General features: G+C 39.4%; 13 protein-coding genes. 10 read left to right on the top strand and 3 right to left on the bottom strand.

All coding sequences use genetic code 11. From position 1 onward, the window contains the following. Positions 1-7 precede the first annotated feature (7 nt). A complete protein-coding gene (locus tag KXJ69_RS07210; RefSeq protein ID WP_255571283.1) occupies positions 8-2,665 on the bottom strand; it encodes a putative LPS assembly protein LptD in 2,658 nt (885 codons plus the stop codon). A gap of 248 nt (positions 2,666-2,913) precedes the next feature. Here KXJ69_RS07210 and KXJ69_RS07205 point away from each other — a divergent pair, with 248 nt between their 5' ends. The 8 genes from KXJ69_RS07205 to bshA all read left to right on the top strand — a co-directional run bounded on the left by KXJ69_RS07205 (position 2,914) and on the right by bshA (position 12,198). Continuing rightward, positions 2,914-4,035: an N-acetylmuramoyl-L-alanine amidase family protein gene (locus KXJ69_RS07205; protein WP_219052338.1), complete on the top strand. Its 1,122-nt coding sequence runs from the start codon at positions 2,914-2,916 to the stop codon at positions 4,033-4,035. A gap of 82 nt (positions 4,036-4,117) precedes the next feature. Beyond that, the gene (locus KXJ69_RS07200) at positions 4,118-5,071 is read left to right on the top strand and encodes an MlaD family protein (RefSeq protein ID WP_219052337.1); all 954 of its coding nucleotides are present in this window, start codon (positions 4,118-4,120) and stop codon (positions 5,069-5,071) included. After that, the gene (locus tag KXJ69_RS07195) at positions 5,071-6,372 is read left to right on the top strand and encodes a 4Fe-4S dicluster domain-containing protein (RefSeq protein ID WP_219052336.1); all 1,302 of its coding nucleotides are present in this window, start codon (positions 5,071-5,073) and stop codon (positions 6,370-6,372) included. Before KXJ69_RS07200 ends, KXJ69_RS07195 begins: the two co-directional genes overlap by 1 nt. A 21-nt stretch (positions 6,373-6,393) precedes the next feature. After that, a complete protein-coding gene (locus KXJ69_RS07190; protein WP_219052335.1) occupies positions 6,394-6,828 on the top strand; it encodes an LNS2 domain-containing protein in 435 nt (144 codons plus the stop codon). Positions 6,829-6,831: 3 nt separating this feature from the next. Further along, complete coding sequence (locus KXJ69_RS07185) at positions 6,832-7,623, top strand: (Fe-S)-binding protein (RefSeq protein ID WP_219052334.1); 792 nt, start codon at positions 6,832-6,834, stop codon at positions 7,621-7,623. Positions 7,624-7,625: 2 nt separating this feature from the next. After that, positions 7,626-8,111 (top strand): ABC transporter ATPase, encoded by a 486-nt coding sequence (locus KXJ69_RS07180; RefSeq protein ID WP_219052333.1) that lies wholly within the window; start codon positions 7,626-7,628, stop codon positions 8,109-8,111. 20 nt (positions 8,112-8,131) lie between these two features. Next, positions 8,132-11,053 (top strand): serine hydrolase domain-containing protein, encoded by a 2,922-nt coding sequence (locus KXJ69_RS07175; protein ID WP_219052332.1) that lies wholly within the window; start codon positions 8,132-8,134, stop codon positions 11,051-11,053. An 8-nt stretch (positions 11,054-11,061) separates the two neighbouring features. Then, on the top strand, positions 11,062-12,198 hold the full coding sequence (bshA, locus tag KXJ69_RS07170; protein WP_219052331.1) for an N-acetyl-alpha-D-glucosaminyl L-malate synthase BshA: 1,137 nt from the start codon (positions 11,062-11,064) through the stop codon (positions 12,196-12,198). Between the two features lie 52 nt (positions 12,199-12,250). On the opposite strand, the gene KXJ69_RS07165 is transcribed toward bshA, so the two are convergent. Beyond that, entirely contained in the window at positions 12,251-12,739 is a 489-nt protein-coding gene (locus KXJ69_RS07165) for a hypothetical protein (RefSeq protein ID WP_219052330.1), read from the bottom strand. Positions 12,740-12,880: 141 nt separating this feature from the next. On the opposite strand from KXJ69_RS07165, the gene KXJ69_RS07160 reads away from it, so the two are divergent. Then, the gene (locus KXJ69_RS07160; protein WP_219052329.1) at positions 12,881-15,832 is read left to right on the top strand and encodes an FAD-binding and (Fe-S)-binding domain-containing protein; all 2,952 of its coding nucleotides are present in this window, start codon (positions 12,881-12,883) and stop codon (positions 15,830-15,832) included. Positions 15,833-15,941: 109 nt separating this feature from the next. On the opposite strand, the gene KXJ69_RS07155 is transcribed toward KXJ69_RS07160, so the two are convergent. Continuing rightward, entirely contained in the window at positions 15,942-17,009 is a 1,068-nt protein-coding gene (locus tag KXJ69_RS07155) for a sensor histidine kinase (RefSeq protein WP_219052328.1), read from the bottom strand. Positions 17,010-17,375: 366 nt separating this feature from the next. Between KXJ69_RS07155 and KXJ69_RS07150 the strand changes: the two genes are divergently transcribed. Continuing rightward, positions 17,376-20,297, top strand: a 2,922-nt coding sequence (locus KXJ69_RS07150) for a proprotein convertase P-domain-containing protein (RefSeq protein ID WP_255571282.1), incomplete at its 3' end; no start/stop codon positions are given.

Here is a 20,297-nt window from a genome sequence, read left to right as displayed (position 1 = left end):
AAAAGTATTATAAATTTCTATCTGCTTCTCTTCGCTTGTCGTATTTAATATCTTTCAAGATGCTACCTTTTATTCCAATAAAGAAATTCCAAGACGTATTTCGAGCGCCAATTGGCGTCCAGTTAAACCGCATGGTCCAACTATCCAGATCTCTTACAAAGCCCAATTGTGTAAGAGTAACGCCTTTATTTTTAAAATCGTAACCAGAAGAAACTCGTACGCTCCATTTGGGAGATAGTGTTACACTAGAGCTCATCATAAGGGATTGGGAGGATATTTCATTTTGTCGTTGACTATTTGAATATGTTAGGGTATACGCTAGGCGTAAATCCCAGGGGATATCATATTGATACCAAGCTTTTTCGGTGGTTTTATCCTTATTTTTTTTATCAACAGGGACAGGGCTTAAATCATTGAATTCAGTTGGATCGCCAAACAAATCATCGGGGCGACCCCCGTTGCGAAAAGTATCGCTATCAAAGTCTTCATCTTCCTTTTCTGCTTTTTCAAAATCTTTACTGGAGAATGAATAGTTAAAACTAATATTTCCATTAACCAATCGGAATAAACTTCCGCCATTTTCAATATTAAATGTATTTATTCGATTGTTATCGTTATCCAAGGCATACGGATCTAGTGATCCATTAAAATTAAAGTCTAATTTCTTCACAATGGGTATGCTACCAGTAACTTGTACATTGCTCCATTTAAGGGAATCTGCAGAAAAATTATATCCTGTCGAAAAGTTTAAATTGTTCAATATAATAAGTTTTTTAGGCTCAACAGCGGTAGTGTCTTTGTCCCTAATTTTAGCTTCCAAAGTATTACTAAGAGCTAGACTCATACTACTAGAATACAACTTCCCTGGTGCGCCGTAAAGAGTGTTCTCAAAACGTGAATATTCTACTACTTGATCGTTTATTTCTGGATCTGCAGATACAATGGTATATTCATCATAATATTGCTGAAATCCGGGACTAATACTATATCCTATAGAGGGGCGCATTACATGTCTAATTGCTTGTATTTTTTTATCTTTTCCAAAATTAAAAGTACCATAAATGGTAGTTCCAACACCGGTTGAAAAACCATAGGTACGATAACTATCAAAACCCGAAATAGTATCCTGAACTACTGCACCGTCACCGTCGTTTGCTGTTTCATCATAATTTCTACTAATGGTTTTTCCCACCCAAGTTTCTTGATAGTTTGTACTTAATGAAAAACTTAAATATTTTAACACTTTAAAATTAGTACTTATAGGGATGGTATGTCGTGCACCTATTTGAGCCCCTTCAAACATTTCCTTTTTGAAAAATAACGAATCGGTTGTAGAAATTCTATTTTCAGCAACAACATTGTATTGCATATTTATATTCTGAAAAGCTCCTTTCTTTACTCCATTTTTTGGAGCAAATGGAAAGATACGGGAAACACTTCCATTAAAATTTGGAAGAGACATATTGATGGCTTCCGTTTGCGTATTCTGGCTATGTGTTCCCGCAATAGTAAACTGAATCTGAGGCTCCGTTTCAAAGCTTTTGGAATAGGAAACCGAAGAACTTAATGTGTTTACTAACTGACTTGCATTGTTTGTTTGATTAATGGATTGCTGTAAATAGCGACTGCTCCCTAAATTCACCGAAGCACTAAATCGAGAACTTGGATTTACTTTTTGGTCTTGATTATGACTCCATCGAATGTTGTATAATGAACTTTGTGTAAAATCTGGAAAGCCACGTTCGCTATTAATTAAATTTTCATATCGGAAGCTTACATTCCCTCGAAACTTATAGCGAAGGGCATAGTCGCTATCGAGTCGAAAACCATAGCTGCCGTTGGTGTAATAATCGCCTAAGACAGTTAAATCTATATAATCATTAATAGCAAAATAATACCCGCCATTTTGAAGAAAAAATCCTCGATTGTTATTTTCACCAATATTGGGTAAAAGAAATCCAGAGGTTCTAGTTTCAGAAAGAGGGAAGAAGGCAAACGGCAATCCAATAGGAGTGGGCACGTCTGCTATATACATATTGGTAAGTCCCGTAACTACTTTCTTTTGAGGGACAAATTTGGCTTTTCGCGTATAAAAATAATATTCAGGGTTTTCAATATCTTCGGCCGTGGTAAACTTTACATTCCTAAGAAAATACACAGAATCATTCTCTTTTTTGGTAATTTCTGAAAGAACATTCATTTCATTCTGAAATGTCCTAGAATTATACACAATCGCTTTTTTTGTAGTAAAATTAAATCGGATAGAATCGGGTTCTACTTTATTAGACCCTTCCACAAAGATGGGTTTTTGGCTATATACTCCAGCACTGTCAATTCCTTTGGCGGTAACCTCGTTTTTATTGTAATCCAAAATGATGAGTCCAGCATCTATTCGGTAGGTTTGGTAAGTAATAAAAGCTTTATTGTACATATACACCTTACTGGATTTTTTGTCCATGTACACATAATCTTCGCCATAATAATCAACAATATCCTTTAAAATTTCATCCTTAGGTGCAATAGAATCTACTTTTACAGTATCCACAACAACTTCATTATAAGTAATCGGGTTGATAGTAAGAGTATCTTTTGGAGTAACAGAAAGCGTATCTTCCTTTGCAGGAATTACAACCGAACCTTTATCTACAGGGTCTTGCGAATACAATGATGTACTGCAAAAAAGCAGGAGAAGTAAGGTCGTGTAAAAAATGAAGTGCTTATTTTGCAATGCTTTCAGGCTATTTTTTTGTAAACAACTTTTTTAATAAGTTCCCTTCAAATCGACAAGGAACTAGCTGTCTATTTCATAAATTGGCTTAGTTTTTGAACCCCAAAATTACATATATTTTTTGGCTTGTTTTTCAAATAGTAAATTTTTAAAAATATCAATAGCAACCTACCGTTATTAAACACATGAAAACGAAACTATTATATACATTCTTACTTTTTTTAGGAATCTTTATCATTTATTCTTTTAAAGTTAACAATAATCCACCTCAAAAACCCTTTATCGTTGTTTTAGATGCTGGTCATGGAGGAAAAGACCCAGGCAATAAGGGAAATGGGTATGTAGAAAAAGACATTGTTTTGGATGTAGTGTTACAAGTGGGCGCTTTATTAGAAAAGGAACCTGGGTTTAAAGTTATTTATACAAGAAAAACAGATGTGTTTATCGAATTGTATGAGCGTGGTCCAATAGCTAATAGAGCAGATGCCGATGTATTTGTCTCGATACATTGCAACTCACATCACACACAGGCAAATGGTGCCGAAACCTTTGTGATGGGAGTGGATAAATCTGGGAAAAACCTTGAAACCGCCAAAAAAGAAAACGAAGTAATTTTTCTAGAAGACAATTACGAAGAAAAGTATGCAGGGTTTAATCCTAATTCCCCAGAATCTTTAATTGGATTATCCCTCATGCAGGAAGAATACCTTGATCAAAGTATTATGTTGGCTGGGCTTATCCAGAATAATTTTGTGAATAAACTGAATAGAAAGGATAGAAGCGTAAAGTCTGGGCCTTTTTGGGTGCTACACAGTTCTTATATGCCTAGTGTGTTAATTGAATTGGGTTTTTTAACACATAATACAGAAGGTTCTTATGTCAATTCGAAAAAAGGAAGGAAGGAAATGGCTCAGGAAATAGCTAACGGAATTATTACCTATCGTAAAAATATTGCCCTCGCCACAAACGATGCTCAAAATCCAGTGATAACCCAAGAAGAAATAACAGAGGCCATTAATACCACTGAGGAAAAAATATACGAGGGTGTTACTTTTAAAGTACAACTAGCGGCTAGTAGTAAAAAGATAGATCCCAAACCATACAATTTTAAAGGTTTGGAAGAAGTGAGTAGAAACAAAGAAGATGGACTATATAAATATTATTATGGAGAAACATCCGATTATAATAAGATTCAACTTATGAAAACCTTTGCGCAAGAGAAAGGGTATCCATCAAGTTTTATAGTAGCGTTTAAAGATGGAAAAAAGGAGAAATTATCTAAAATTTTAAAAAAGGAAGATCAATAAATCAATTTTGCCAAAGTTTAAAATTTAGCCCAAGCTTAGCATATTTATTTCTAAATTTGTCATTCATAAAAAAATCAATCATTTGAAGCTCTCAAGAGAAGTAAAAACAGGAATTTTTGCAATTGTATCCATATTACTCTTCATACTGGGATATAATTTTTTGAAGGGAACAGAATTATTTAATAAACCCAAAGTTTATTTTGTAAAGTATAAAAATGTGGGTGGGTTAGCTCCCGCAGCACCTGTTACGGTTAACGGAATGAAGGTGGGGAAAGTAAAAGATATTTACTTAGCCTCAAACAAAGGAGGCGAAGTAATTGTTGAGTTTATAATAGAAAAAGATTTTCGTTTTTCTAAAACAAGTTTGGTTAAAATATATAGTAGCAGTTTTATTGGAGGAAATAATTTAGGAATCATTCCAGACTATACTTCAAATGATTTGGCGCAACCCAACGATACATTGAAAGGACAAGTAGATGCTGGAATGGTAGACGGAATCCTTGAAAAATTTGATCCTATCGAAAAAAGTTTATTGTCTACATTAAAAAACCTAGACTCAGTTTTAACAGGTCTTGACCAAATCCTTGATGATACAACAAAAGCAAACCTTAGAGAAAGCATTGCAAAGTTAAACTCAACCATGACAGCCTTTAATGGGGCAGCTTCCAATATGAATTCTCTATTGGCAACAAACAAAGACAAGCTAAGCAATACTTTTACAAACCTTGATAAAACCACCGAAAATTTTGCTCGCTTTTCTGATTCACTAGCGCAAATTGAAACAGGGAAAATGATGAAAGACTTAGAGAATACCATTAGTAAGTTTAACGCTATTGCATCTCAAATTGAAAGCGGTGAAGGAAGTGTAGGTAAATTATTAAAGGACGAAAAATTGTATGATAATTTAGAAGGGGCTTCGAAACAACTAGAGCAACTTCTTCAAGATATGAAGTTGAACCCTAAGCGTTATGTACATTTTTCATTATTCGGAAAAAAAGGAAAAGAGTACGACCCGCCTAAAGACCCAGAAAAATAATGCAATATATTCCTAATATACTCTTTTTAGTAATCTTGATTTTTGGGATTGGATATTTCACAAAAAATATTCGAAAAATAATCCGAAACATTAAGCTAGGCCAAGCGGTTGATGCTTCAGATAACAAAGGGCAACGATGGAATAATGTTATAAGAATTGCACTTGGGCAATCTAAAATGGTCGTGCGACCCATCCCTGGATTGTTGCATTTAATTGTCTATCTAGGGTTTATCATCATCAATATTGAAGTGCTAGAAATTATCATCGATGGAATCTTTGGTACACACCGTATTTTCTCTTCTTTGGGAAGTTTCTACGGGTTTTTAATTGCTTCGTTCGAAATATTAGCAGTACTTGTATTCGTTTCGGTCATCGTGTTCTGGATTCGTCGAAATATAATTAGACTAAAGCGCTTTTGGAATCCAGAAATGAAAGGCTGGCCAAAAAATGATGGAAACTTTATTCTGTATTTTGAAATGGTATTAATGACCCTATTCCTAATTATGAATGCTACCGATGTGCATTTTCAGGAAATGAATAATGGGAACATTGTTTCAAAATATATTGCAGGATGGATGAGTGTTACTCCTGAAAGCACCCTTTATATTATTGAACGAGTCGCTTGGTGGTTACATATTGTGGGTATTTTGATTTTCTTAAACTATTTGTACTTCAGTAAACATTTACACATCATTTTAGCATTCCCTAATGTGTATTTCGGAAGTGTTACGCCAAAAGGAAAATTTACCAATCTAGAATCGGTTACAAATGAGGTGAAATTAATGATGGATCCTTCAGCAGACCCCTATGCGGCACCCCCAGAGGGAGCAGAAACACCTGCTAAGTTTGGTGCTAGTGATGTCATGGATTTAACTACTACGCAATTGCTTAATGCATATACCTGTACCGAATGTGGTCGTTGTACTAGTGAATGTCCAGCCAACCAAACTGGAAAGAAATTATCTCCGCGTAAGATTATGATGGATACTCGTGATCGTCTTGAAGAGGTAGGTAAAAACGTAGACAAGAATGTGGAGTTTCAACCAGATGGGAAACAATTGCTAGACGATTATATTTCTAGAGAAGAGTTATGGGCGTGCACCACCTGTAATGCTTGTGTGGAAGCTTGCCCAGTGAGTATTGACCCCTTGTCAATCATTATGTCCATGAGACAGTATTTAGTCATGGAACAGTCGGCAGCACCCAACGAATTGAATATTACGATGACTAATATAGAAAACAATGCAGCTCCTTGGCCATTTAATCAAATGGACAGAGCAAATTGGATAAATGAATCTTAAATAAATATTGAAAAGACGAAGATGAACAAAGACGAAGTTGAGAAATTATTACACGACAAAGTAGAAGCTGGGGAACACGTAAGTCCAGTATTGCCCATAGGAATTAAAAATTACTTAATCGATATAGACGGAACCATTTGCGATGACATCCCAAATGAAGAACCTGAGCGTATGGCAACTGCCGAAGTATATCCAGATGCCTTAGCGACATTGAATAAGTGGTATGATGAAGGTCATGTAATTTGCTTTTTCACTTCCCGCACCGAAGATCATAGGGAAGTTACAGAAACGTATCTTGCTAAGCATGGTTTCAAATACCACTCGTTGCTTATGGGGAAACCGCGTGGAGGAAACTATCATTGGATTGATAACCATTTAGTGAAAGCAACACGTTACAAAGGAAAGTTTACAGATTTGGTAGATAAGGAAGTGACCATACAAGTATTTAAAGATTAAGTCATGAGTGAAGCACTTAAAGTCCCTACAATGGCCGAATACATGGCGCAAGGCAAACAACCCGAAGTATTATTTTGGGTAGGTTGCGCTGGTAGTTTTGATGATCGTGCAAAGAAAATAACCAAAGCCTTTGCAAAATTATTAAACAACGCTGGTGTAGACTTTGCTGTGTTAGGAACGGAAGAAAGTTGCACGGGTGATCCAGCCAAGCGTGCGGGAAATGAGTTTTTGTTCCAGATGCAGGCGATGATGAACATACAAGTGCTGGATGGTTATGAAATAAAAAAAATAGTAACTACGTGTCCGCATTGTTTCAATACCCTTAAAAATGAATATCCTGACTTAGGTGGAAACTATGAAGTCATGCACCACACCCAATTCTTAAAAAGCCTAATGAATGAAGGAAGACTAAAGGTTGAAGGTGGAAAGTTTAAAGGAAAACGAATTACGTTTCACGATCCTTGTTATTTAGGCCGTGCGAATAATGAATATGAAGCGCCGCGCGAATTACTTCAAAAATTAGAGGTAGAGCTAGTAGAAATGAAGCGTTGCAAAACGCGCGGACTCTGTTGCGGAGCGGGAGGAGCACAAATGTTTAAAGAACCCGAAAAAGGAAACAAAGACATAAACGTAGAACGTACTGAAGAGGCTATTGAAACACAACCCTCCATTATTGCTGCAGGATGTCCTTTTTGTAATACGATGATAACAGATGGTGTAAAAGCCAAAGAAAAAGAAGCGTCCATTCAAGTGATGGATATAGCCGAAATGATTGCCAATGCTGCAGATTTATAATTATGCTCACAAATTTTGAAAACTTACCAGACGACTCTCGTATTTGGATATACCAAGCTAATAGAAAGCTATCCGATGAAGAAGTCGATTTTATACATCAACAAACTGCTACTTTTTTAGAGGCTTGGACAGCTCACGGAGCCGATTTAGAAGCTGGATTTGAAATTAAATACAATCGCTTTATCGTCATTGGTCTTAATCAAGAAAATGCTTCTGCATCGGGATGTAGTATTGATGCTTCCGTTCACTTTATTCAGTCTCTTCAAAAGCAGTTAGGAGTAGATTTGCTTGATAAAATGAATGTTACATTTTATCATGGAGAGTATATAGCGTACAAGCCATTATTAGATTTTAAACAAATGGCTAAGAATCGTTCCGTTTCAAAAAACACCATCGTTTTCAATAATTTAGTAAATACAAAAGCAGAATATTTAGAGCATTGGGAAGTTCCTGCGAAAGATAGTTGGCATAGTCGTTTTTTAGCATAGTTTTTGTTATCTACATTTTTATGAATCGTCATTTTATAACCTCATTCTTGGTATTGTTTTCAACCATCATCTTTGCGCAGCAAAGCCAACCCCTTTTGGTTGAAAAAAATAAAGAAAAGCAGCAAAAATGGGTAGATAGCGTATATGCTAGTATGTCTCTTCAAGAGAAGGTTGGACAGCTGTTTATGGTAGATGTATTTTCAAGCGACCCTAAAGAAAAAACAGATAAGGTTAAAGCGCTCATTTCTGAAAATAAAATAGGGGGGATTATTTTCTCTAAGGGAGGTCCTATTCGTCAAGCAAGGCTAAATAATGAATTTCAAGAACTTGCCACAACCCCTTTATTAATTGGAATGGATGCAGAGTGGGGACTTGCTATGAGGTTGGATTCTACGTTTGCCTATCCTTGGAATATGACACTAGGAGCTATTAAGGACAATAATATTGTTAGACAGGTAGGAAAGCGTATAGGAGACCACTGTAAACGATTGGGAGTACATTTTAACTTTGCACCTGTTGTAGATATCAATACCAACCCTAACAATCCCATTATTGGAAACCGCTCTTTTGGGGAAGACAGAGAAAACGTTACCCAAAAGGCATTGGCCTTTATGGAAGGAATGCAAAGTGCTGGGGTGATGGCAAATGCCAAGCACTTTCCGGGTCATGGGGATACCGATACCGACTCCCACAAATCCCTGCCAACACTACCTTTTACCAAGGCAAGAATGGATTCGTTAGAGCTTTATCCTTATAAATTTCTTATCGACAAAGGACTAAGCAGTGTAATGATTGCCCATTTAAATATCCCTGAATTAATTTCAGAAAGTGGCTATCCATCATCCATTTCAAAGGATATTGTTACCGATTTACTTACCAAGGAACTAGGTTTCAATGGACTTATTTTTACCGATGCCCTTAATATGGAAGGCGCTGCAAACTTCAAAGAGCCTGGTGAAATTGATTTGGCAGCTTTTTTAGCAGGAAACGATGTGTTGTTAATTTCGGAAGATGTACCAAAATCCCAACTGCTTTTAATGAAAGCCTATGCCGAAGGAACCATTACTGAAGAACGCTTACAGCATTCAGTAAAGAAAATATTAATGGCAAAATACAAAGCAGGCCTACATAAATATAAGCCCATTGCGATAGAGAACCTTATAGAAGATTTACATACGCCAGAGGATGATATGTTATATGAGAAAGCTATGGAAAGTGCTATTACGGTAATTAAAAACAAGAAGAATATTTTGCCTATTAATAAACTTCAAAAAACAAAAATCGCCTACGTGAACTTTGGCGATGATTCTGGTGACACCTTCCTAAAATATTTAAATAAATACACTAAGGTAGATTGGGTAAAAGCTAATAGTTTAGATAGTTACATTGATAAGCTAGATAAGTATGATTACGTTATCATGGGATTTCATAAATCCAATGATCACCCCTGGAAACCCTACAAGATAGATGAGAAAGAACTGGTTTGGATGTATGAAATCGCAAGAACCAATAAAGTAATCCTAGATATATTTACGCGTCCTTATGCTTTATTAGATATTAAAACCACCGCCAATTTTGAAGGTATTATCATTTCTTATCAAAACAGTGAAGTAGCACAGCAATTATCTGCGCAGCTTATTTTTGGTGCTAGAGAAGGAAAAGGAATACTACCTGTATCATTAGGGGAAGACTTTCCCGTTAACACCTCTGTAAAAACGCAATCGCTTCAAAGACTACAATACGGGACACCTGAAAGTGTAGGATTAAATAGTGAAAAGCTTAAGAAAATTGATACTTTGGCGCAACATGGTTATTGGTCTGGAATGTACCCAGGAGCACAAGTTTTAGTAGCTAGAAAGGGTAAGATTGTCTATAGCAAAAACTTTGGGTATCACACACAAGAAAAGCTATACAAGGTGGATGATGATGATGTTTATGATCTCGCTTCTATGACTAAAATTTTAGCAACACTTCCACTAGTAATGGAGCTGTATGATCGAAATCTTATTACCATGGACACCAAGCTGTCCGAAATGCTTCCAGAGTATAAAAACTCAAATAAAAAAAACATTACACTCAAGTATATGCTCTCGCATTACGCTCGCTTACAAGCTTGGATTCCTTTTTATACTAAAACACTTGATACTGTATCAGGTGGGCCATCCTTGGAGTATTATTCTAGAACAGAAGACGGAGATTTTACGGTAAAAGTGGCTAACGATATGTATATGCGGAAAGACTACACAGATAGTATCTTTGCCAGAATTAAAAATAGCGACCTTAGAAGTAGAAAGGGCTATAAATACAGCGATTTACCGTATTATATTCTAAAGAAATACCTGGAAGAATTCTTTGGAGGTCAACTGGAAGATTTGGTACAGAGAGACTTCTATGAACAATTAGGGGCCAATTATACCACGTATCTACCTTCCGAAAAATTCTCATTAGGAGATATTGTTCCCACCGAAGAAGATAATATATTTAGAATGCAAAAAGTACACGGCTATGTACACGACCAAGGAGCCGCTATGCTTGGTGGAGTAAGTGGCCACGCAGGACTTTTTGGAAATGCTAATGACGTCGCAAAGATTATGCAAATGTACCTTTGGAAAGGGTTTTACGGGGGAAAGCGCTACATTAAACCCGAAACTATCGACGCCTTTAACACCTGTTATTTTTGTGAAAATAATGTAAGGAGAGGCGTAGGATTCGACAAACCCCAACTAGGAGAGAGTGGTCCTACCTGTGGCTGTGTTTCGTTAACCAGTTTTGGACATAGTGGGTTTACAGGAACCTTTACTTGGGCAGACCCAGAACAAGAAATTGTGTATGTGTTTCTGTCGAATAGGACGTATCCCTCTGCAGATAATAGAATGTTAATTAGCAGTGACTTGCGTAGCCGAATTCAAGAGGCAATATACCAAGCCATTGACGACAAATAGATACTAATATGAAAATAGGAATGGTTTGTTATCCTACCTTTGGAGGTAGTGGTGTAGTAGCGACGGAGCTAGGTATTGCTTTAGCAGATAAAGGGTACGAAGTTCATTTTATTACTTACAAACAACCCGTAAAGCTGGAATTACTATCACATCATATTCACTTTCACGAAGTGGTGGTTCCACAATATCCATTATTCCAATACCAACCCTACGAATTAGCCCTATCTAGTAAATTAGTCAATGTAGTTCGCGAACACAAATTAGACCTTTTGCATGTACATTATGCCATTCCACACGCGTATGCAGGCTATATGGCAAAAAAGATGTTAGAAGAAGTTGGCATTAAAATTCCAATGGTTACTACCCTTCACGGTACCGATATCACGCTAGTAGGAAACCATCCCTTCTATAAACCAGCTGTAACGTTCAGTATTAATAAAAGTGATGCTGTGACTTCCGTTTCTGAAAGCTTAAAGAACGATACCTTACGACTTTTCGATGTACAAAGAGAGATTGATGTAGTACCCAACTTCATCGATTTGGAAAAGCATACCAATACATTTACAGACTGCCAACGCGGAATGATGGCACAAGAGAATGAGCGAATCATTACCCATGTTAGTAATCTTCGGCCCGTAAAACGCATTATGGACGTGATAGCAGTATTTTACAAAATACAACAGTCCATTCCTTCAAAATTGATTATGGTAGGGGAAGGTCCTGAAAAGGAAGGGGCTGAAGCACTTTGCCACAAATTAGGGATTGCAGACAAAGTACTCTTCCTAGGAAACAGTGACGAGGTAAATAAGATTCTCTGCTTCACCGACTTATTTTTATTGCCTTCTGAAAAGGAAAGCTTCGGGTTATCCGCTCTAGAAGCTATGGCAAGTGGTGTTCCTGTGGTGTCCACTAATACAGGTGGGTTGCCAGAGGTAAACGAACATGGAATAAGCGGTTATTTAAATGAAATAGGGGACGTAGAAGGTATGGCAGCACACGCTTTAGCCATTCTTAAAGATGAAGACACCCTAAAACAATTCAAAAAGCGAGCTAAGGAATCGGCTACTAAGTTTCAAACCGATAACATTGTTCCCTTGTATGAAGCCGTTTACGAAAAGGCATTGTCTGTGGCTTCCGTATCATAAACAAAAAAACCCCGCTCAAAAGCAGGGTTTAGTAGTATAATTCCGGGGGCAATTAAAACTGATAACGTAATCCTAATGCGATATCTAAATCTAAATCATCATTAAATTGACCAAAACCAAATTCAGGTCTAAAGTCTAAAGAGATAAGCAACGGAATATCAAAATTGTATTCTATACCAATATCTCCTGCGCCATACAAATAGGTTTCAGTGTCGTCGTCAAAATCTCCAAAATCATCATCGAAGTTTACCTGTGCCACACCACCCCCAACACCTGCATACCAGTTAAAACCTCCGTCTATATTCCAAACCCATTGGTATAGACCTGTGATTCGATAAGCATCAAAATTACTGTTTGAACGCCACCCTAAATCAATCTCTAATCGATTGTTATCACCCACAGCTCGCTGGTAACTCACTTCGGTTCCAAAACCGTCACTGTCGCCTAAACGTAGTCCAATAGCATTTTTGGATATGGTTTGTGATTGTGCCGTAAAAGTAATAGCTATCATAGCTATTACAGCAAAAATGATTTTCTTCATAATATAGATTGTTTAATAGTTTAGACAAATGTACAACGACAAGTATTTACTTTTAGTTAATGTTGTACTAAGATAAAAACGGTTTTATCCAATCTTTTGTTAAAGATGTTAAAAGTGTTTTTTACTTTTACCAGTAAGGATATGAATGACCTATTAGCTGCTTTTGCAAAAGAATTTGAAGGAGATCTGTTTTATGATACCCTCTATAAACAATTATATGCTACCGATGCTTCGGTGTATCGAAAGCTGCCTTTGGCAGTAGCCTTTCCGAAGAACAAAGAAGGCATCCAGCAACTCATTAAGTTTGCTTCAGAAAACAAAACGTCTCTTATTCCTAGAACCGCAGGTACTTCGCTGGCCGGACAATGTGTAGGCGAGGGGATTGTGGTGGATGTTTCCAAATACTTTACCCAAATCCTTTCGGTAGATACCCAAAAGAAAACCGTTACCGTGCAACCGGGCGTCATTCGGGATGAATTGAATACCTATCTAGAGCCCTACGGACTCTTCTTCGGGCCTAACACTTCCACCAGCAATCGGTGTATGATAGGCGGTATGGTGGGTAACAATAGTAGTGGAACTACCTCCATTCAGTACGGGGTTACTAGAGATAAAGTACTGTCGTTAGAAACGGTCTTATCTAATGGGGAAGTGGTGACCTTTTCTGAAATCACTTCGGAAACCCTACAAAACAAACTGAAACTCCCCACACTAGAAGGGCAACTATACAAGGAGTTGTACAGTAAACTTTCAGAAGAAAACATTCAACAAGAAATTCGGAAAGAGTTTCCTAAGCCAAGCATTCACCGTCGCAATACAGGTTATGCCGTCGATACCTTGTTAGACAGTGAAGCATTTTCTACAGAGAGTAATCAACCGTTCAATTTGTGTAAACTCCTTTGCGGAAGCGAGGGTACACTAACCTTTACTACAGAAATCACCGTACAACTTGACGACCTTCCGCCAGCGCATACGGCTATGATAGCCACCCAATACAACACCCTAGATGCCTGTATGAATGATGTAGTGGTAGCTATGAGGCACAACCTCTATACCTGTGAGTTGATGGACGATGTCATCTTAGATTGTACCAAGAACAACAAAACCTATCTCCCGTACCGATTCTTTATCCAAGGGACACCTAAGGCGGTGTTACTCCTAGAATTGCGTGATACCACCCCAGAAGGACTTGAAACACAAATACAAGCCCTACAACAAAACCTTACCCAAAGTGGCTTAAGCGATACCCAAACCGTGTTACGCGGCGAGGAAATCACCTTGGCGCTGGAACTTCGCAAGGCAGGACTCGGGTTGTTAGGCAATATGGTAGGAGACCGAAAGGCGGTGGCGTGTATAGAAGATACCGCCGTTGCCCTAGAAGACTTACCCGCCTATATCAAGGAGTTTAGCGCCTTAATGAAGAAATTTGGGCAGGAGGCGGTGTATTATGCCCATGCTGGCGCAGGTGAGTTACACCTTCGCCCTATATTAAATCTAAAGAAAAAAGAAGATGTTGCTCTGTTTAGGGAAATCACCACTGCCGTGGCATCACTGGTAAAGCATTACCAAGGTTCCTTTTCAGGAGAGCATGGGGATGGGATTGTACGTGCCGAATTCCTAAAAGGACAGATAGGCGAAGCCAACTTTGCCTTACTACAGCAAATTAAACACACCTTTGACCCCCAGAACATCTTTAACCCTGGCAAGATTACCGATGCCTGGCCAATGGACGAAAGCCTGCGTACTTCCTATGCTTTAAGTCACACTGAGCCTGTCGAAGTGCCTAGTAAAAAGCAAGTCGAGAAAAAAACCTTCCTTAACTTCTCCGACTCCGGCGGACTCCTACGTCTTGCCGAAAAGTGCAATGGGAGCGGCGACTGCCGTAAAACCGAACACAGCCATGGGATGTTGTGCCCTAGCTACCACGCCACCCGAAACGAAAAGGACACCACCCGCGGACGCGCCAACGTCTTACGTGAATTACTAAGTCAGGAGCCGAGTGCTTTTGATTATACTGCTCCCGCCGTTCAGGAGGCCTTCGATTTGTGTGTGGGCTGTAAGGCCTGTGCTACGGAGTGCCCAAGTAATGTGGATATGGCAACCGCTAAGATGGAGGTATTATTTCAGCAGCACCTACGCAAAAAGCCTTCGCGTGCCACCAAGCTCTTAGGAAAAAGTAGCTTGTACACTCAACAGGCATCCAAATATCCTAGACTCGCTAACTTCCTTTTTAGGAACCCCATAAGCAGCAGCATTATAAAGAAATACAGCGGTATTGCCCCGCAACGATCGCTGCCATTACTTTCAATCAAAACTTTCGATAAAGGATTTGAACATAAGCAGTATCAAGGAGTTAAACAAAATAGAAGTGTAGTACTGTTTGTAGATGAGTTTAGTAACTACCTAGAGGCAGACCTTGCTAAAGACGCCTTCCAATTACTATCAGGATTGGGCTACGATGTAGGGTTAATCACCAGTTTGGATAGTGCCAGAGCACTATTAAGCAAGGGCTTTTTAAAGGAAGCCAAACAAACCATCGATGCCAATATTGCCCATCTACAGCACCAAGTCTCAAATGACACCCCATTAGTAGGGATAGAACCCTCGGCTATTTTAGGCTTTCGGGATGAGTATGTGCGGCTTGCCAGTGATGTGGAGGCTGCCACCCATATTGCCAAGCATACCTTGTTGATAGAGGAGTTCCTTGCTGCCGAAGCCCAAGCGGGTAGAATAGGACCGCAACACTTTACGCAAGATCCCTTAACCCTTAAAGTACACGTACACTGCCACCAAAAGGCCTTAAGCACCCAAAAGGTCACCTTCGATATCTTAAACCTACCGCTCAACTATAAACCCACCTTGATCCCCTCGGGTTGTTGCGGAATGGCAGGGAGCTTTGGCTATGAACAGGAACACTATGCGGTGAGTATGCAAATAGGGGAACTTAAGCTATTGCCTGCGGTTCGGAAGGCTGGAGAAGACGTGGTGATTGTCGCCAATGGTACCAGTTGCCGCCATCAGATTAAGGATGGGACTGGGCGGGAGGCAGTGCATCCTGTGACGGTACTTCGGAAGGCGTTGGTGGTGGAGTAATGAGATTCTGGAGCCAAGAGTCAAGATGGTAGGACTTAAGACTGTAAGACGTAGGACGTAAGACTTAAGACAGAGGACGGGAAGAAGCATGACAATCCCGGACACCCCTTTAATCCCCCTTCGGAAAACAATAGTAAAACGTAGCGCCATGTCCCAGTTCACTGGTTACGCCAATGGTGCCTTGGTGTGCGGTGATTACTTTTTTGGCAATGGCAAGCCCTAGGCCAGTGGTGACTTCCCCGGCGGTAGGCTGGCTGCTAGCGGTTTGGAAATAACGAAACAACCGTTGTTGCTCTGCTGGCGATATGCCTGGGCCTTCATCTATCACTTGGGTAGTGATGGTGTTTGGGTCTTCAAAAACACGTACGGTCACTGAGGTATGGTTGGGTGCATACTTTACGGCATTGGAAAGAAGGTTTTCTAGTACTTCGGCAATATAATTGGGGTCGAAGGTAGCCCTAAGCGAAGGCTTTTGTGTTTCCAATACAATGTTGATGTGTTTCCTTTTGGCTAGAAGGTTATGCACCGTAATTTTTTCTGAAATAAAAGCGACATAATCCAACGATTTCTTTTCCAGCGTAATATGCCCCGATTCTATTTTTGAAACATCTAGTAGGTTTTTAATAAGAGATAGCATATTGTTGCTTAACTGGTTTACAAGCTCCAGCATTTGTTTAGTAGGAGGTGTAATTTGGTATTCGGGATCTTGCAGCAGCATATTGGTGATTGTGTTTATACCATTAATGGGATTACGCAAGTCATGTGCCGCCATACCAAGGAATTTGTTTTTTTCGGTATTAACTAGGTTTAATTGTTTGTTTTTTTCGTGAGAAGCTAGTTGGCGCATTTTATAGAAATAAAGTAAAAGCCCAAACGAACTAAAGATGGTAAAGCGCACAAAGGCATTCCAAATGGGGTAAAAGGCAGATGTATACACTTTGGTTTGACTATCTACAAGAAACCAACCAATTCCTGCTAGTATTGAAAATAGTACAATACTAGTTTTGCCCGATTTGTGATAAAGGGCAAAAAGTGATAGGGGTATAAGGTAAAATATTGAAAAGGATAGTTCTGCTCCAGTAAGATAATCGAGGCCTGTAATGCCTATGATGGCAACGGTGGTAATAATGATGGCGCTGGGTAAAGAGGTAACAATTTTAGGGAGCCTTAAAAACATATGCGGGGAGTGTTTTATTATGAAGCTAAATTAGTGTAAAAAGAAATGGAATATAGATAGGTTTATAATAATTTAACCTAAGGAGGTAGTTTGTTCGGGACAAGTTTATTTTAGAAATAGATAGTTGGAAGGGGAGTGCTCATAAGCAATTAATTTATAAAAATATAAACCTACCTAGTCGCTAGATTATTTTTTCAAAAAAACAAGCAAATAGAGGAGAAGAAAAACCCATTTTCACACCCTCTAAACTACTGAAATATGAGCATTTACGAGCCTTTTAATCACACTAAAAATTGTTATTTGCTTTTTAACTACGGATTGTTTTTTCAGCTACATTTGATTGAAATTTTAAACCTAATTAACTCTATGAAAAAAACTACTTTTTTGTTTTTTGTGTTACTTGTTACAAGCTTTTTTTGGCAAGTGAATGCACAAAAGGATCGCTATGCTACGGCACGTGGTATAGATGCATCTTCATATCAAGATCCTGGACAAAACCGGGCATTGAATGCTGTTATTTATAACACAACCCATCTCAGCACCACAGGAGCAGAAATTACCACTACAACGGGAGGCCCTAACCATTCTATGGGAGATGCTATTTTATTAGCAGGCACCGAAAGGCAACTTACTAGCATTACTGTAGACCTCTTTAACCTTGCTTCGGCGGCACCTTACAACTTAACCGTTCGTGTATATACAGCCTGCCCTACCAGTGGGGCGACAGGTCCATGTGGTTCTGGTCCGGGTATCTTAGTTCCCGGTTCTACCTTTACGCAAGCCATTACACCAGGTACACTAGGGTTTTTATATCAACGTACACTTACCTTTCCAGCGCCTGTAAACGTATCTACTGAAGTGGATAACACCATTACCGTAATGCTTACTGCAAGCCGTAATGATGTGTTTTGGGTACTGGGGGAGACTCCTGTGGTAGGCGCTATGCCAGTGGGAGAAACCGGTAACGGATTTGTAACACGTTGTGGAAGTGCTACCTCTAATAATGGTTGTACGCGTAACTTTGGATTGCCCAATAACTTTGCCATGACCATTCGTGCCTCAGGACCTCCACCAAACGACCTATGTGCCAATGCAATTGTGGTAGATAATGGAACCTACAATGGCTATACTACTTTTGGTTCTATAGATGCACCAGGAGCCTTTTGTGGTACTGCGGCACAAACAGCACCAGATGTGTGGTATATGTTCGATGATATTTCCAACTCAGGAATGAATGTAACAGCTACTACCTGTTCGCCCAATACCAACTACGATACTAAAATATCGGTTTATCGTGGGGTATGTGGTGCCCTAGTGTGTGTAGGGGGTAATGATGATGACTTTTCGTGTCCGTCGGGTGGGTTACAGAGTACTGTAAACTTTACTACCGATGGGTCTTCCAATTACTATATTATGGTACATGGGTTTAGTACCAGCAATGGGGTATTCGATTTAAACATAAGTGGAATCATCATTGGATCTGCACCTTTAATAGCATGTCCATCAGACATTACTATTAACAACGATCCAGGACAATGTGGTGCGGTGATGAATTTCTCTGGTACGGCTATCGATGCTGAAGATGGAGATATCTCCGCCAATATTATTGCCACACCTCCTAGCGGAAGCTTTTTCCCTGTGGGCACTACCACAGTAACTATGGAAGTAACCGATAGCGATGGTAATACAGTATCTTGTGATTTTGATATTACAGTAGTAGACAACGAAGCTCCAGTAGTAGCGTGTCAAGATGTTACCGTAGCATTGGACGCCAATGGAGATTACAACCTTACCATTGCTGAAGTACTATTGAGTGCAAACGATAACTGCGGTGTTGCATCTATAGCATTTGAAGATCCAAATGCGGCTGATGTAACCGAGTGTGGACCCAATGGGCTTCCTATTCCAGCCACTGGAACAGGACCAGGAGCTATGAATCCTTCTCCAGCGGTGGTAACTACCGTAGGAACTGTAGGTGTTGACTATGCTATCGATAGAGTAGATTTAGACCTAACCCACACTTTTGATGCCGACCTAGATATTACCTTAACCTCTCCCAACGGTCTTGTATTAGACCTGTCGAGTGATAATGGTGGTGCTGGTGATAACTATACCAACACAGTATTTATGGATGGTTTCCCAAGTATAACTACAGGAACTGCGCCATTTACAGGAACCTTCCAGCCAGAAGGAGGCCCAATGAATGCATTTTTTGCAGGAGAACCTGTTAACGGAAACTGGACCCTAAATATCTTTGATGATGCAGGAGGAGACAGTGGAGTGCTTAATAACTACTGTATTACATTTGCTTCGCTAGCACCTGCTACGGTACCAAGCATCGATTTAACATGTGCCAATGTTGGGGCTAATACCTTTACAGTAGTGGTGACCGATGTGAATGGAAACACTTCCACTTGTGAAACAGAAGTAACAGTTCAAGATATCATTGCGCCTGTATTGCAGTGTATTGGAGAACCTGCACCTGTAACCGATTCGGCAAGTGCGAGTCCAGGATTACCTTTTGGAGCCGCTCCAACTGTGGTAACTAGTACCATAGATGTTACCGATGACTTTATCATTACCGATTTAAATGTAGATGTAAACATATCTCACACTTGGGTGGGTGATGTTATTGTAACCCTAGAGTCACCTTCGGGAACTATGGTAACCATCATAGATAGACCAGGGGATATTACCGCTCCTCCAGATGGATGTGCTGGTGATAATATTGTAGCAACGCTTGACGATGAAGCTGCCACTCCTGTAGAAGATGAGTGTGCTGCTGGAACACCAACCATTAATGGTAGTTTCATTCCTAACAACCCACTTTCTGCCTTTGACGGTGAGAGTACCTTAGGAACTTGGACGATGACGGTAGAAGATGCGTTCCCAGCCTTTGATGATGGTGTGTTTAACAGTTGGGCAATCCACTACACACACAACGTAACCGCTGCTCCGTATGATGCTATCCTTGACGGAACAACAGGTACCGTAACAGTAAACGCATCCGATTTACTATTAAGCGTAGATGAAGCGTGCGGATATACCGTATCCTTTGGAGCTGGAGGTTCACCTATCAACGAATGTGGTGATGGATTACCAGCTGCTATTGACGAGAACCTACCACCAACAGAATCTACTGCAACCGTAGCAGAGTCTGGCGTATTAGGGACTGATTATGCAATCGATACTGTGACGTTAGATATTACCCATACCTTCGATGGAGATTTAGATATTGAATTGATCTCTCCAGCAGGAACTGTGTTAATGCTATCCGACCAAAACGGT

The organism is Halomarinibacterium sedimenti, assembly GCF_019312585.1.
Classification (GTDB): domain Bacteria; phylum Bacteroidota; class Bacteroidia; order Flavobacteriales; family Flavobacteriaceae; genus Halomarinibacterium; species Halomarinibacterium sedimenti.
This window is presented reverse-complemented; position numbering and strand designations above follow the sequence as displayed.

Bases quoted from the DNA above. Each gene is read 5' to 3' on its own strand.
- KXJ69_RS07205 (WP_219052338.1), top strand. From the start codon at position 2,914: ATGAAAACGAAACTATTATATACATTCTTACTTTTTTTAGGAATCTTT.
- bshA (WP_219052331.1), top strand. From the start codon at position 11,062: ATGAAAATAGGAATGGTTTGTTATCCTACCTTTGGAGGTAGTGGTGTA.
- KXJ69_RS07185 (WP_219052334.1), top strand. From the start codon at position 6,832: ATGAGTGAAGCACTTAAAGTCCCTACAATGGCCGAATACATGGCGCAA.
- KXJ69_RS07175 (WP_219052332.1), top strand. From the start codon at position 8,132: ATGAATCGTCATTTTATAACCTCATTCTTGGTATTGTTTTCAACCATC.
- KXJ69_RS07160 (WP_219052329.1), top strand. From the start codon at position 12,881: ATGAATGACCTATTAGCTGCTTTTGCAAAAGAATTTGAAGGAGATCTG.
- KXJ69_RS07195 (WP_219052336.1), top strand. From the start codon at position 5,071: ATGCAATATATTCCTAATATACTCTTTTTAGTAATCTTGATTTTTGGG.
- KXJ69_RS07165 (WP_219052330.1), bottom strand. From the start codon at position 12,739: ATGAAGAAAATCATTTTTGCTGTAATAGCTATGATAGCTATTACTTTT.
- KXJ69_RS07155 (WP_219052328.1), bottom strand. From the start codon at position 17,009: ATGTTTTTAAGGCTCCCTAAAATTGTTACCTCTTTACCCAGCGCCATC.
- KXJ69_RS07190 (WP_219052335.1), top strand. From the start codon at position 6,394: ATGAACAAAGACGAAGTTGAGAAATTATTACACGACAAAGTAGAAGCT.
- KXJ69_RS07180 (WP_219052333.1), top strand. From the start codon at position 7,626: ATGCTCACAAATTTTGAAAACTTACCAGACGACTCTCGTATTTGGATA.